This window comes from Stenotrophomonas maltophilia (genome assembly GCF_013464915.1).
Taxonomy (GTDB): domain Bacteria; phylum Pseudomonadota; class Gammaproteobacteria; order Xanthomonadales; family Xanthomonadaceae; genus Stenotrophomonas; species Stenotrophomonas maltophilia_AT.
In genome coordinates this window covers 14,890-28,949 of the sequence record NZ_RAVT01000052.1, presented here as the reverse complement: position 1 = coordinate 28,949, position 14,060 = coordinate 14,890, and the positions used below count along the sequence as shown (strand labels likewise).

The 14,060-nt window shown below is 66.8% G+C and carries 14 protein-coding genes; 6 read left to right on the top strand and 8 right to left on the bottom strand.

Annotated features, from left to right (window positions below; translation table 11 throughout):
* The first annotated feature begins 85 nt into the window (after positions 1-85).
* Both D7T59_RS17470 and D7T59_RS17465 read left to right on the top strand, forming a co-directional pair.
* On the top strand, positions 86-664 hold the full coding sequence (locus D7T59_RS17470) for a GNAT family N-acetyltransferase (RefSeq protein WP_164138888.1): 579 nt from the start codon (positions 86-88) through the stop codon (positions 662-664).
* Positions 665-774: 110 nt separating this feature from the next.
* Entirely contained in the window at positions 775-2,271 is a 1,497-nt protein-coding gene (locus D7T59_RS17465) for a S10 family peptidase (RefSeq protein WP_164138878.1), read from the top strand.
* Positions 2,272-2,677: 406 nt separating this feature from the next.
* On the opposite strand, the gene D7T59_RS17460 is transcribed toward D7T59_RS17465, so the two are convergent.
* Together D7T59_RS17460 and D7T59_RS17455 are read right to left on the bottom strand one after the other, a co-directional pair.
* Positions 2,678-3,799 carry an inorganic phosphate transporter gene (locus D7T59_RS17460; RefSeq protein WP_180851591.1) on the bottom strand — a complete coding sequence of 374 codons (1,122 nt, stop codon included), beginning with the start codon at positions 3,797-3,799 and terminating at the stop codon, positions 2,678-2,680.
* Positions 3,800-3,812: 13 nt separating this feature from the next.
* Positions 3,813-4,439, bottom strand: coding sequence for a DUF47 domain-containing protein (locus tag D7T59_RS17455; protein WP_004152833.1), 627 nt, complete (start codon positions 4,437-4,439; stop codon positions 3,813-3,815).
* A gap of 292 nt (positions 4,440-4,731) precedes the next feature.
* On the opposite strand from D7T59_RS17455, the gene D7T59_RS17450 reads away from it, so the two are divergent.
* Positions 4,732-6,036 carry a hemolysin family protein gene (locus tag D7T59_RS17450; protein ID WP_005408992.1) on the top strand — a complete coding sequence of 435 codons (1,305 nt, stop codon included), beginning with the start codon at positions 4,732-4,734 and terminating at the stop codon, positions 6,034-6,036.
* The gene (locus D7T59_RS17445) at positions 6,020-6,679 is read left to right on the top strand and encodes an exopolysaccharide biosynthesis protein (RefSeq protein ID WP_164138881.1); all 660 of its coding nucleotides are present in this window, start codon (positions 6,020-6,022) and stop codon (positions 6,677-6,679) included. The genes D7T59_RS17450 and D7T59_RS17445 overlap by 17 nt, the downstream gene beginning before the upstream one ends.
* Positions 6,680-6,771: 92 nt before the next feature.
* On the opposite strand, the gene D7T59_RS17440 is transcribed toward D7T59_RS17445, so the two are convergent.
* The 4 genes from D7T59_RS17440 to D7T59_RS17425 form a co-directional block, all read right to left on the bottom strand.
* Positions 6,772-7,269, bottom strand: a complete 498-nt coding sequence (locus D7T59_RS17440) for a pyridoxamine 5'-phosphate oxidase family protein (RefSeq protein WP_180851589.1) — start codon at positions 7,267-7,269, stop codon at positions 6,772-6,774.
* A gap of 69 nt (positions 7,270-7,338) precedes the next feature.
* On the bottom strand, positions 7,339-8,334 hold the full coding sequence (locus D7T59_RS17435; protein WP_180851587.1) for an LLM class flavin-dependent oxidoreductase: 996 nt from the start codon (positions 8,332-8,334) through the stop codon (positions 7,339-7,341).
* 251 nt (positions 8,335-8,585) lie between these two features.
* Positions 8,586-9,353 (bottom strand): sulfurtransferase, encoded by a 768-nt coding sequence (locus tag D7T59_RS17430; protein WP_180851585.1) that lies wholly within the window; start codon positions 9,351-9,353, stop codon positions 8,586-8,588.
* Between the two features lie 298 nt (positions 9,354-9,651).
* The gene (locus D7T59_RS17425; protein ID WP_049430657.1) at positions 9,652-10,017 is read right to left on the bottom strand and encodes a DUF6164 family protein; all 366 of its coding nucleotides are present in this window, start codon (positions 10,015-10,017) and stop codon (positions 9,652-9,654) included.
* Positions 10,018-10,087: 70 nt separating this feature from the next.
* Here D7T59_RS17425 and D7T59_RS17420 point away from each other — a divergent pair, with 70 nt between their 5' ends.
* Positions 10,088-10,522: an FKBP-type peptidyl-prolyl cis-trans isomerase gene (locus tag D7T59_RS17420; RefSeq protein WP_164136005.1), complete on the top strand. Its 435-nt coding sequence runs from the start codon at positions 10,088-10,090 to the stop codon at positions 10,520-10,522.
* The gene (locus tag D7T59_RS17415; protein ID WP_164136006.1) at positions 10,509-11,756 is read left to right on the top strand and encodes a TIGR03862 family flavoprotein; all 1,248 of its coding nucleotides are present in this window, start codon (positions 10,509-10,511) and stop codon (positions 11,754-11,756) included. Before D7T59_RS17420 ends, D7T59_RS17415 begins: the two co-directional genes overlap by 14 nt.
* A gap of 77 nt (positions 11,757-11,833) precedes the next feature.
* Here D7T59_RS17415 and D7T59_RS17410 read toward each other — a convergent pair whose 3' ends face one another.
* Positions 11,834-12,295: a GNAT family N-acetyltransferase gene (locus tag D7T59_RS17410; protein ID WP_180851581.1), complete on the bottom strand. Its 462-nt coding sequence runs from the start codon at positions 12,293-12,295 to the stop codon at positions 11,834-11,836.
* 100 nt (positions 12,296-12,395) lie between these two features.
* A complete protein-coding gene (locus D7T59_RS17405; RefSeq protein WP_180851579.1) occupies positions 12,396-14,018 on the bottom strand; it encodes an FMN-binding glutamate synthase family protein in 1,623 nt (540 codons plus the stop codon).
* Positions 14,019-14,060: the final 42 nt, after the last annotated feature.

Genomic DNA, 14,060 nt, shown 5'->3' with positions numbered 1-14,060 from the left:
GAAGCGGCTCCGACCCCGGCCATCCCGCCGCCATCGGCAAACCCGGCGGCGCCATAATGCGCGTCCACCCGTGTGGACCATCGTATTGGCCAGCCACTCGTTGCTGTTCCCCGCCCTGCCGCTGCACAGCGCGCGGTTGGTGCTGAGCCCGATCCGCCGTGACGACGCGGCCGCGCTGTTCACGCTGCAATCCAATCCCGACGTGATGCGCTGGTGGAACCACCCGGCCTGGACGCGTCCGGCCGAAGCCCGCGAACAGATCGACGACGATCTTGCTGCGCACGCCATCGGTACCCAGTTGAAGCTGGCCGTGCGCGAATCACCCAACGGCCCACTGCTGGGCATCTGCGTTGCGTTCGCCATTGATCGCGAGGCCATGCGGGCCGAGATCGGCTATCTGCTGGCGCCCGACCGCCAGGGCCAGGGCTACATGCATGAGGCCCTGCAGCAGATGCTGGGCTATCTGTTCCGCACCCTGCACCTGCACCGCATCGAAGCCGAGATCGATCCACGCAACGTACCCTCGGCACATGTGCTTGACCGCCTGGGCTTCCACCGCGAGGGGGTGCTGCGCCAGCGCTGGCGCATCCAGGGCGAGCTTTCGGACTCGGCCGTCTACGGCCTGTTGGCCAACGACGAAGCGGCAACCACCCTGCCCGTTTGACCCAATCTGGCCGCAAGCCGCAGCAGCACGTGGCCATGCCTTTGGACACATACGGCATGGCACTCCACCGGCCTAGCATCGGAACCCCCTTCCGCTGCCGATCCGGTGCCATGAAGTCCCTGCTGCACACTGCCGCGCTCTGCGTCGGCCTGCTCATCGCCCCCACCAGCGTGCTGGCCGCGCCCGCCGCTGACACCCAGCCTGACTCGAAAGACGACAGGACCGAAGCCCCTGCACTGCCCGCCGATGCGTCAGCGCGCCAGAGCATGCGCCTGGCCGGCCGCACCCTCGACTACACCGCCACCGTCGGCACCCTGCCGGTGCGCGACGAGAAGGGCAAGGTGATCGCCGATGTGGTGTTCACCGCCTACACGATGCCGGGCAAGGACCGGCCGGTGACCTTCGCGCTCAATGGCGGCCCCGGTGCCTCATCGGTCTACCTCAACATGGGCGCGATCGGGCCCAAGGTGGTCACCTTCGGTTCGGAGGGCGACAGCGCCTCGGCGCCGGCCACCCTGCATGACAACCCGGGTACCTGGCTGGATTTCACCGACCTGGTGTTCATCGATCCGGTCGGCACCGGCTTCAGCCGCGCGCGCATCGGCGATGACGAGGCGAAGAAGCAGCTGTACAACCCCAGCGCCGACATCGAGTACCTGTCGCGCTCGATCTACGACTGGCTGCTGCGCAACCAGCGCATGGCGTCACGCAAGTACCTGACCGGCGAGAGCTACGGCGGCTATCGCGGCCCGCGCATCACCCACTTCCTGCAGACCCGGCTGGGCGTGGCGATGAACGGCCTGGTGCTGGTATCGCCCTACCTGAGCCCGACGCTGGAAGACAATGCCGACGTCTCGCCGATGGCATGGATGCAGACGCTGCCGTCGATCGCGGCCGCGCACCTGGAGCGCCAGGGCAGGCTGACCGACGCGGCGATGCGCGAGGTGGTCGAGTACACCCGCGGCGACTACGCCACCGCGTTGATGAAGGGCCGCAGTGATCCACAGGCGACCGAGGCGATGCTGCGCCGGGTGACCGAGCTGACCGGGCTTGACCCGCAGTTCGTGCGCCGTGCCGGTGGCCGTCTTGAAACCCAGGCCTACCTGCGCGAAGTGTTCCGCGACAAGGGCACGCTGGGCAGCCGTTACGATTCCAATGTGACTGCGTTCGATCCGTTCCCGAACGATCCGGAGCAGCGCGCCAACGATCCGCTGCTGGACAGTATCATCGCGCCGACCACCACCGCGATGGTCGACTTCGTGACGCGCGTGGTCGGCTGGAAGGTGGATGCGCGCTACCAGGCGCTGAACTACGAGGTGAACCGGCTGTGGGACCGCAACGGCGAACTGCGCCAGGGTGCGGTGACCCAGCTGCGCCAGGCGGTGGCGATCGACCCGCACCTGCAGGTGCTGATCGTGCACGGCTGGAATGACCTGTCGTGCCCGTTCATGGGTTCGATCCTGACGGTGGACCAGATGCCGACGATGGGCAGCAATCCGGACCGGGTGCAGGTGCGCAGCTATCCGGGCGGGCACATGTTCTACAGCCGGGCGGACAGCCAGGCGGCGTTCCGGAAGGATGTGCAGGCGCTGTTCCAGCGTAACTAAGGGATTTGGCCGGGCCTGCGGCCCGGCACCCGCCGAATCAACGGCAACTGCAACGGCAACTGCAGAAGCTGGCATTCCGTGGGTAGGCGGGGCGGGTCCGGTTGCGGGGGACGCCGTGAACCCGTCCATGGGGGCTTGGTCGCGGCATCCATGCCGCTCACACCCCCGCAACCGGCCCCACCCCGCCTTCGACAATTTCCCGCTGCTGTTGGCGGGTGCCGACCGTTGGTCGGCACGGAATCTGACCCTGGCTCTGCTTGGTAGGTGTCGACCTTGGTCGACACGCTTGATACGGATAGTGATCTGCCCATGAAAAAAGCCCGCCGGAATCCGGCGGGCTTTTTCGTTTACCGGGGTCGGATCCCTTTCCCGCAGGGAAAGGGCTCTGACCCCAAGGCCGTTGGCATCAGGTCCAGCCGAACAGCTCGAACAGCTTCAGGATCAGGTAGGCACAGCCACCTGCCGCCGGGATGGTCAGGATCCAGGCCCAGACGATGCGTTCGATCACGCCGAACTTCAGCGAGCGCGGGTTCTTGGCGAAGCCGACACCCATGATCGCGGTGGAGATGCTGTGCGTGGTCGAGACCGGCATGCCGAAGTGGGCGGCCAGGGTCAGGATGGTGGCCGAGCTGGTCTCCGCGGCGAAACCGTGGATCGGGTGCAGCTTGACCATCTTGTGGCCCAGGGTCTTGATGATCTTCCAGCCGCCCGAAGCGGTACCGGCGGCCATCACCACCGCACAGGTCAGTACGATCCACATGGCGATGCCGTCACCGGCGTGCGCGTCCGGGTGCATGAAGGCCAGCCAGGACGGCAGATCGTTCAGTGCGCCGGCGGCTTCTGCGCCGATCAGTGTCATGGCGATGATGCCCATGGTCTTCTGTGCGTCGTTGTGGCCGTGGGCGAAGCCCATGTAGGCCGCCGAAGCGATCTGGGCCTTGCCGAAGAACGCATTGACGATGCGCGGACGGGCCAGGCGACCGATGGCGCCACCGATCTTGGCCAGGCCGGCGATCAGCCCCCACAGCAGCACCATCACCACGATGCCGAGCAGGAAACCCGCGATCGGCGAGGTGATCATCGGCACGAACACCTTCCACAGCAGGCCCTTGTTCTGCGCCCAGCTGCCCAGGCGCTCGGACCAGATCAGCGCGTCCCAGTTGTTGTGGGCCGCGGCCAGGCCGGCGCCGCAGAGGCCACCGATCAGGGCGTGCGAGGACGACGACGGCAGCCCCTTCCACCAGGTGATCAGGTTCCAGATGATGCCGCCCAGCAGGGCGCACAGGATCACCTGCGGGGTGACGTCGACCACGTTGGTGTTGAGCAGGCCAGAAGCGATGGTCAGCGCCACCGCGGTACCGGTCAGCGCACCGATGAGGTTCATGAAGGCGGCCAGCATCACCGCCCAGCCGGGCGAGAGCACCTTGGTCGCGACCACGGTGGCAATGGAGTTGGCGGTGTCGTGGAAGCCGTTGATGAACTCGAAGACGAGCGCGGCCAGGATCACCACCAGGACAAGGGTCAACATGCGGCGGCGTCCGTCAGCTGTTCTTCAACACGATCTGGTACGCCACCACGCCGGCCTCGCGGCAACGGTCGATGGCCTTTTCCAGGATCTCGAAGAATTCCTTCAGCAGGAACATCTGCAGGTTGTCCAGGCGGCCGGAATAGATGTCGCGGTACAGCTCGAGCATCAGGCGGTCGGCCTCGTTCTCCAGCGAGCGCAGCTTCTCGTTCAGCGCGGTCATCCGGTCCAGGTTCATGTGGCGCAGGTCGGCCACCATCTCCACCACCACGCCGGCGGCCTGTTCCAGCATCGCCGCGCGCGGCGCGAAGTCGATGTGTTCCAGGTGGGTCGTGGCCAGCGAATAGCGATCGGCGAACTTCTCGATCTGCTTCGGAATCTTGTACAGCGCCGAACCCAGCGCTTCGATGTCTTCGCGCTCGATCGGGGTCATGAAGCTGTCCACCAGCGCCTGGCTGATCTTGTCCGAGGCCGCGCGCTCGCGCAGGCGGGCCAGCTTGAAGGCGTCCAGCGCGGGCTGGCGGTCGGCCTCGCGCAGCATGGAATGCAGCGCCTTGGCGGCGTCGGACGCCGCGACGGCGGCCTCATCGAGCAGGGTGTAGAACTGTTTGCCGGAACCGAAAATGGTCTGCAGAGAGAACATTGAGAAACCTGTCAGCCGTCGCGGGAAGGACGGCACCAGACGGAATTATGACGGCTAGATGACCATCTCGGGTATCCCTGCCCCCTTTCAAGGGCGTGGAACCCCCAACCTGAACAGGCAGTTGCCACCCGGCCACGCCCCTTTGCTAAGATGCCAGCGCGCCTTCGGGCGCACCTTATGGACGACGACCCTTATCCCCCTGCGCCGCGCCGGACCCTGTTCCTGAGCGCCTGCCGCCATCGCAAGCACCCGCCCTCCCTGCCACCAACCGGGGACGATGCCCGTGTTTGAAATGATCCTGATTGTCTTTGCGCTGGTTCTGTTGAACGGCTTCTTCGCCATGTCCGAGATGTCGGTCATGACCTCGCGCAAGAGCCGCCTGAAGCAGATGGCCGCCACCTCCAAGCGCGCCGCCAAGGCGCTGGAGCTGTCGGAGAAGCCGGAGAGCTTCCTGTCCACCGTGCAGATCGGCATCACCGTGATCGGCGTGCTGACCGGCTACCTCGGTGGTGAAGCGCTCGGCGAAGCCTTCGCCGGCTGGATCCAGGGCCTGATGCCGGGCTTCGCCTACGCCGGCAACATCGGCACCGCGCTGGCGGTCAGCCTGATCACCTTCATCACGCTGATCTTCGGCGAACTGGTGCCCAAGCGCCTGGCACTGACCCGTTCGGAGGCCATTGCCGGCCTGGTGGCGATGCCGATGAGCTGGCTGGCCAAGCTGGCCCTGCCCTTCGTCTGGCTGCTGTCCAAGACCACCCAGCTGGTCCTGCGCCTGTTCGGCCTGGGCAAGGACGAAGTCGCCTCGGTGACCGAAGAAGAGATCCGCATGCTGGTGGCCGAAAGCCACGAGGCCGGCGTGATCGACGCCCACGAGCGCGACATGATGAACCGCGTGATGCGCCTGGGCGACCGCACCGCCGACAGCCTGATGACCCCGCGCAACCGCATCGCCTGGCTGGACACCCAGGCGGGGTTGGAGCGCAACCTGGAAATCATGGCCGAACACGAGTTCTCGCGGTACCCGGTGTACCGCGACAACGACATGGACGTGGTCGGCGTGCTGGAGCTGAAGTCGCTGGCCACGCGCATGGCGCGCGGCGACAACGCGCTGTTCCAGACCCTGCGCGAACCCCTGTACGTTTCCGAATCGACCCACGCGATGAAGCTGCTGGAAATCTTCCGCGAGGAACAGCAGTCGATGGCACTGGTAGTGGACGAGTACGGCGAGATCCAGGGCCTGGTGACCATCAGCGACCTGATGGGCGCGGTGGTCGGCCGCCTGCAGGCGGTGGAGAACGCCGACGAGGACGCACTGGTAGTGACCCGCGAGGACGGCTCGCTGCTGGTGGACGGCTCACTGCCGATCGAAGACGTGCGCGAACTGATCGGCAGCAACGACCTGCCCGACGCCGAGGACGGCGACTACTACACGCTGGCCGGCATGTGCATCCATTACTTCGGCCGCATTCCGCACGCGGGCGAGTACTTCGACTGGGCTGGCTGGCGCTTCGAAGTGGTCGACCTGGACGGTGCGCGCGTGGACAAACTGCTGCTGCGCACGTTGTCCGACGAGCAAGCCGATGAGCTCACCGCCTGAGGCCGGCCAGGGCCCGGGCGCCGAGCGCCCGACCTACCGCAACGAGGGCATCCGCACCCTGCTGGAGATGTTCGCCTCCGGTGATCCGGCCGAGCACATGCCGCTTGGCCAGATCCTGTGCAACCTGCAGCAGAGCGCGTTCGGCGTATTCCTGTTCGTGGCCATCCTGCCCTCGTTCATTCCGATTCCGGGCATGGGCGGCGCGGTCAGCGGTCCACTGGTGATCCTGATCGGCCTGCAGATGCTGTGCTGCCTGCGCCGGCCCTGGCTGCCCGGCTTCATCGCCCGACGCGGGCCGAAGCGCGGCACCATGCACCGCTTCCTCGACCGTATCGATCGCCCGCTGCGGCGCCTGGACAAGATGCTGAAGCCGCGCCTGCCACAGCTGCTGACACCACTGCCTGCGCACGCCTTCACCGGCCTGCTGCTGGTGCTGCTGGGCGTGCTGCTGTCGCTGCCGATTCCGTTCACCAATTTCCTGTTCGGCTTCCAGCTGCTGCTGTTCGCGCTGGCGCTGCTGGAACGCGATGGCGCGCTGATGCTGTTCAACTGGATCGCGGCATTGGCGGCGATCGCCTTCTTCGGTTTCAGTTCGGGGCAGCTGGTGGGTTATACGGTGGAGCTGTTCCAGCGCTGGTTCTGAGCCGGAATCCGGTAGAGCCGGCCGCKGGCCGGCTGCCACGTTTCCWGGTTTGCCGGCCAGCGGCCGGCACTGCCAATACCGGACATCGGCCATCATCGAAGGTCGATGAAACCGTTGTCGGCCAACGCCCCCGGCTCGTCATGCACCGCCGACAGCACGAACGTCAACGCCTTGCCCAGCAGCGTGCCCGGACCATCCCAGTACTCGGCACTGTCGGCGCGCACATGGATGAGGCGAAGGTTGGGGTCATCCTTGCCACCAGGGAAGAACAGCTTCATCGCCGGTGACCACAGCTCCTCGATCTTCGCGCGATCGTCAACCACGCGTGCCCGCCCCGCTACCGACACATAGGTGTTCTTCGAGGGCGAGGCATAGGCCACGTTGACCCGCGGGTCGAGCGCGATCTCGGCCACCTTCGGGCTGTCGCCGGTGATCATGAACCACAGGTCACCATCGAAGGCAACCTGCTGGGTGGCCAGCGGCCGGCTGTAGAGGCGGCCGTCGACGCCGCTGGTGGTGAACATCGCCACCTCCACGTCCTTGATCAGTTCGGCCAGCTGGGCGATGTGTTCGGCACGGGTCTCGGCCATGGTGGGGACTCCAGAAGGGGGAGCCCCCATCAGACGCGCTACGGCCGCAACAGGCCGTGACGCAAGTGTTCAGCCCGCGTGTCGGGCATGCCAGGCTTGCATCGCCAGTTCGAACGAACGCAGCCGCGCACGGTGGTCATACAGGTTGGCGGTGAGCATCAGTTCGTCGGGTTTGTGTCGTTCAACGAAGGCGGCGATGCCCTCGGCCACCTGTTGCGGATCACCCAGCACGGTGCAGGCCAATGCCCGCTCCACGCCCAGCTTTTCATGCGGTTCCCAGAAAGACTCGATGTCGTCGATCGGTGCCGGAATCTTGCCCGGACGGCCGCGGCGAAGGTTGACGAAACTCTGCTGCTGGCTGGTGAACAGGCGCCGCGATTCGGCCTCGCTGTCGCTGGCAACGACGTTCAGGGCCAGCATCGCGTGCGGCTGCTTCAGTGTGGCCGAGGGGCGGAATTCGCGGCGGTACACCGCCAGCGCTTCGTCCATCACGTCGGGCGCGAAGTGCGAGGCGAACGCATAGGGCAGGCCCATCGAGGCGGCCATGCGCGCGCCGAACAGGCTCGAACCGAGGATCCAGGTCGGCACCCGCAGGCCGCCTCCGGGAACGGCCTGCACTGCCTGGCCAGCCTGCACCGGCTCGAAGTAGTGCAGCAGTTCGCGAACGTCCTGCGGGAACTGGTCGGCGCTGTCGAAGTAGCGGCGCAGTGCACGCGCGGTCGGCTGATCGGTGCCGGGTGCGCGGCCCAGGCCAAGGTCGATGCGGTCCGGATAGAGCGAGGCCAGCGTGCCGAACTGCTCGGCCACCTGCAGCGGCGCATGGTTGGGCAGCATGATGCCGCCGGCACCCACGCGGATGCGTTGGGTGCCGCCCGCCACGTGGCCGATCAGCACGGCGGTGGCCGCGCTGGCGATGCCGGGCATGTTGTGGTGTTCGGCCAGCCAGTAGCGGCGATAGCCCAGCGCATCGGCGTGCTGCGCCAGTTCCAGCATGTTGGCGAAGGCTGCGGTGGTGTCACTGCCCTCGCAGACCGGGGCCAGGTCAAGGATCGACAACGGGATCATCAGGCGGTTTTCCGTCACAGGATTCCCCATGCATGGGGTCGGCCGTACGCAACGGCCAGTGACGGTGGCGGGATGCTGATTCCCGTGAGGCAGGTGTAGAGCCGAGCCCATGCTCGGCTGCTGTTGGGCCACGAAAGGCAGCCGAGCGTGGGCTCGGCTCTACAGAGGCGGCGGCAAGCAGCCGGCCGGCGGCCGGCTCTACAGAGGCGGCGGCAAGCAGCCGGCCAGCGGCCGGCTCTACCAAAGCACGGTCAGAACGCGCTGGGGCGCGGCTCCGGCAGCGGCTGATCGACCATCGGCTTCAATTCGGCATCCAGCGCCACGCGCTCATCGAACACGAAGCAACGCCCCTCGTAGCCTTCGCCGCCCACCTCCTCGAAGTAACCGAGGATGCCGCCGTCGAGCTGCAGCACATTGTCCATGCCGTCGTTGACCATCCACAGCGCGGCCTTCTCGCAGCGGATACCGCCGGTGCAGAAACTGACCACGGTGCTGTCCTTCAACGCCTCGCGATGCGGCGCCAACGCCTCGGGCAGGTCGGTGAACCTGTGGATGGGCAGTACCAGTGCGTCCTTGAAGGTGCCGTACTCCACTTCCTGCAGGTTGCGCGTGTCGAGCATCACCACCGGCTTGCCGGCGTCGTCATGGCCCTGGCGCAGCCACCGCTGCACCGTGGCCGGATCAACCGCCGGCGCGCGCGGGTACTCCAACGGCTGGCCGTCATCGCGGCGGAAGCTGATGATCTCGTCCTTCACCTTGGCCTTCAGCCGCGCGAACGGCTGGTGCTCGCTGAGGCTGGTCTTGACCCGCAGATCGGCAAAACGCGCATCTTCGCGCAGCGCCGAATAGAAGCCCTCGATGGCCCCCGGCGCACCGGCCAGGAACAGGTTCAGCCCCTCGCCCGCCACCAGGATCGTGCCGCGTAGCTGCGCCGCCTCGGCACGTGCCAGCAGCTGGTCGCACAAGGCCTGGGGGGCGTCGATGACGGCGAAATGGTAGGCAGCGGTATTGGCGATCATCCCGACATTTTAGCGCCAGACCACTCCAGGGTCAGATTTTCACGTTCATCCACGCATGGCGTGGATCTACAGAGTTCATGAACCTGTCAGAGGCGTGGCGGTGTGGGCAGGCGGGGGCGCAGAGCGCCATGGATGGCGCTCTACGAGGCACGCAGGAGCAGTTTTTGCCGTCCCCCGCCTGCCCACACCGCCACGCCATCCCACGGAATGCCTGCTGTTGCTGTTGCTGTTGCTGTTGCTGTTGCCGGCCAGCGGCCGGCACTACCGCGGGTGCCGGGTGCAACCCGGCCGAACCCTCTTACCCCCGCAACAGCACGAACGGCAGCAGCACCAGCGCCGCCGCACCCACCATCCCCAGCAGCACCAGCACCACGTAGACCGGCCGCCGCCGGAACAGGCTGCCGAAGGTCTCGGCGGTGCCATCACGCAATGCCTGCTCGCGCTCGGCGCGGATGCGAGGACCGCGCTCTGCCTGGTACTCGGCCATCAGCGCCTTCGCGCGCGGATGATCGGCGTCCTCGCGCAGCCACAGGCCGCCATTGGAAATGCCCCACGGGCTGGGTTCGGTGCGGTACCAGGCGATGCCGTGCTGGTCGAGCAGCGTGCAGACATCGGCGTATTCGTCGTCGCCGACATTGCGCAGATTGAGCAGGAGTTTTGCCATGCCCCCATGATACCCGGCGCCGATGCGCTACCCTTGCCGCCCTCGCCCTGCGCCCTTCCGGAGACGCCCGATGCGCCGCCTGCTGCTCCCCCTGCTGCTGTCCCTCGCTGCCGTTGGCTGCTCCACCGAACCCTCGGGCCCACCGCCGGGCGGCACCCTGACCGCCTTCGAGCGCATCGATACCGTACCCGGCACCGGCACCGAAGCCGTCTCCGGCAGCAAGGTGACCGTGCACTACACCGGCTGGATCTACGACAACCGCACCGAAACCAAGCACGGCAAGACCTTCGACAGCTCGGTAAGCCGTGGCGAACCGTTCACCTTCGCGCTGGGCGCCGGCCAGGTCATCCGCGGCTGGGATGAGGGCGTGGCCGGCATGAAGGTCGGCGGCAAGCGCACCCTGATGATCCCGCCGGACTACGGCTACGGCGACCGCCGGGTTGGCCCGATCCCGGCCGGCTCGTCGCTGGTGTTCGACGTCGAGCTGCTCGATGTCAAACCGTAATACCGCACTGCCCCAGCGGGTCGCCGTCATCGGCGGCGGCCCGGCCGGCCTGTTCGCCGCCGAACGCCTGCGCGCCGCTGGGCTGGAGGTCGACCTGTACGAGGCCAAGGGGTCGCCCGGCCGCAAGTTCCTGATCGCCGGCAAGGGCGGCCTCAACCTCACCCATTCCGATCCGCGGCCGCTGTTCGACAGCCGCTACCGCGAGCAGTCCACGGCCGTGGGCCGCTGGCTGGACGGCTTCGACGCGCAGGCACTGCGTGACTGGGCCGCCGGCTTCGGCGTGGAAACCTACGTCGGCAGCTCCGGCCGGGTGTTCCCGGTCGACCGCAAGGCGGCGCCGCTGCTGCGCGGCTGGGTGCGCCGACTGAAGGAACAGGGCGTGCGCCTGCATGCCAACCACCGCTGGATCGGCTGGGGCGACGACAGCGCCCTGCGATTTGAAACCGAAGACGGCGCCGTTGAAGTGCATGCCGATGCCACCCTGCTGGCCATGGGTGGCGGCAGTTGGCCGCAGCTGGGCAGCGACGGCGCCTGGGTTGCGCCACTGCAGGCGCGTGGCGTGGACATCGCGCCACTGCAGTCAGCCAACTGCGGCTTCGACGTGGACTGGACCCCGTTCTTCGCCCAGCGCAATGCCGGCGCACCGTTGAAGCCGGTGGTTGCACACTGGATCGACGTGGCCGGGCAACCGCAGTCGCTGCAGGGCGAGTGCGTGGCCAGCGAATACGGCATTGAAGGCAGCCTGGTCTACGCGTTGGCTGCCGACCTGCGCGAGACCATCAACCGCGATGGCCACGCCATGCTGTGGCTGGACCTGGTGCCGGGTCGCGACGAGGCGCGCCTGCTGGCCGACCTGTCACGTCCCCGCAAGGGCCGCAGCTTCGGCGAGCACCTTCGCCGCCAGGCCGGTCTGGATGCGGTGAAGGCCGCACTGGTGTTCGAGATTCTTGGCAAGGAGGCCGGCAACGATCCACCGGCCGTGGCTGCCACGCTCAAGCGCCTGCCGCTGCGCCTGCTGCGCCCAAGGCCGATGGCCGAAGTGATCAGCACCGCCGGTGGCGTGCGCCTGCAGGCGCTGGATGACGGCCTGATGCTGCGGGCCTTGCCCGGCGTGTTCTGCGCCGGCGAGATGCTGGACTGGGAGGCACCGACCGGCGGGTACCTGCTGACCGCGTGCTACGCCAGCGGCCTGCGTGCGGCGGAAGGTGCGATCGCGTGGTTGGCCGGGCGGTGAACTGCACTGTGTAGAGCCGAGCCCACGCTCAGCTTGAATCAAAGGCAACCGAGCGTGGGCTCGGCTCTACACGCGGCTCACCAAGGCCTGCGCATGCTCACCGAGGCCAGCGCCACGCCGCTGGGATGTGGGTAGGCCTTTTCGCTCACGCTGATGAACCCTTGCCGCTGATAGAACGGCACGGCATTGAGCGACGCCGACAGCACCACCTCACGGTCACGATCGGCCATTGCCAGCAACCGCTGCATCAGCGCCTGGCCGATGCCCTGGCCGCCACGATCGGGATCAACGAACAACGCATCGACTTCATTGGCATCGGCATCGAACACACCGAAGCCAAGCAGGCCACCCTGCCCGTCCTCGGCCACCACGCATCCGCCCTGCGACAACAGCCGCGCATACTGCGACGGTGGCGGCGAGGCGGACCAGGGCGCAATGACCTCGGGCGGGTAATGGCTGCTGCAGGTCTCGCGTACGCACCGCGTGCGCAGCGCCCACAGTGTGGCCACGTCATCCATGGTACCGGTCCTGAACTGCATGACATCTCCTTGTAAAGCCGAGCCCACGCGCGGCTGTTCTTCGTTCCAGCATCCCGATGAGAGAAGCAGCCGAGCATGGGCTCGGCTCTACAGCAACACGTTATCGCGACTTGCTGGCGCGCAGTGCCTGGATCTTCGGCGGCGGCTGGAAGGAATCGCTGCGTGCATCGGCCCAGAAGGCATGGAAGACCGCGTGATCCGGCACCTTGTGCAGCAGCTCTCCCGGTTCCAGGTAGCGGTACAGGGAGGCCAGCGAGCGGATCTCAACAGGCGAAACCCGACGCAGGATATGCTCCGGGCCCAGTTCCGCCGGGTCATTCAGGCCTGCAGCACACAACAGTTCCTTCAGCGCATGCAGCGTGTGCTCATGGAAGCTGTAGACGCGGGTGGCCTTGTCCGGCGCGTCCAGGTGCTTCCAGCGCGCCGGGTCCTGGGTGGCGATGCCGGTGGGGCACTTGTCGGTGTGGCAGCTCAACGACTGGATGCAGCCCAGCGCGAACATGAAGCCGCGGCCGGCATTGCACCAGTCGGCACCCAGCGCGATGGTGCGCGCGATGTCGAACGCGCTGGTGATCTTGCCCGCCGCACCGATGCGGATGCGCTCGCGCAGATCCAGGCCCACCAGGGTGTTGTGTACCAGCAGCAGCGCTTCGTGCATCGGCACGCCGACATGGTCGACGAACTCGGCCGGTGCCGCACCGGTGCCCCCTTCGGCGCCATCGACCACAATGAAATCCGGCAGCAGGCCCGTTTCCTGCATCGCCTTGGCGATGCCGAACCACTCCCACGGGTGGCCAATGGCCAGCTTGAAACCGACCGGCTTGCCGCCGGACAGCTCGCGCAGGCGGGCGACGAACTGCAGCAGCTCTACCGGCGTCGAGAACGCCGAATGCCGCGACGGCGATACACAGTCCACGCCCATCGGCACACCGCGCGTCACCGAGATCTCGGCAGTCACCTTCGGCGCTGGCAGCACGCCGCCATGGCCGGGTTTGGCACCCTGCGACAGCTTGATCTCGATCATCTTGACCTGGTCGTGGTTGGCGTTGGCAACGAAGCGTTCCTCGCTGAAACCGCCCTTTTCGTCACGGCAACCGAAGTAGCCAGAGCCGATCTCCCACACCAGGTCACCGCCCATCTCGCGGTGATAGGGCGAGATCGAGCCCTCGCCGGTATCGTGGTAGAAGCCACCGCGCCGCGCGCCCTCGTTCAGCGCGCGGATCGCGTTGGCCGACAGTGAGCCGAAGCTCATCGCCGAGATGTTGAACACACTGGCCGAATAGGGCTTGGCACAGTTCGCGCCGATCAGCACGCGGAAGTCGTGCTTGGCGATGGAGGTCGGTGCCAGCGAATGGTTGATCCATTCGTAGTCCACCGCATAGGTACTGCGCAGGGTGCCGAACGGCACCGTGTCCATCTCGTTCTTGGCCCGCTGGTAGATCAGCGCGCGCTGCTGGCGCGAGAACGGCACGTCCTCCAGGTCGCTCTGCACGAAGTACTGGCGGATCTCCGGTCCGATCGATTCGAGCCCGTAGCGGAAGTGCGCCATCACGGGATAGTTGCGGCGCAGCGTGCTGCGCTTCTGCAGCAGGTCCCAGGTCCCCAGCGCCACCATCGCGGCAGTCAGGCCGACGCCCCAGTACCAGGCTGGCCATATCGTGGCCAGCCACAGGCATATCGGGAACATCAGGATGGCGAGCAGGTAGACGATATACCGGTGCATGGCTTTCCTCGGTTGCAACTGCTCCCGAGTCTACCGCGCTGC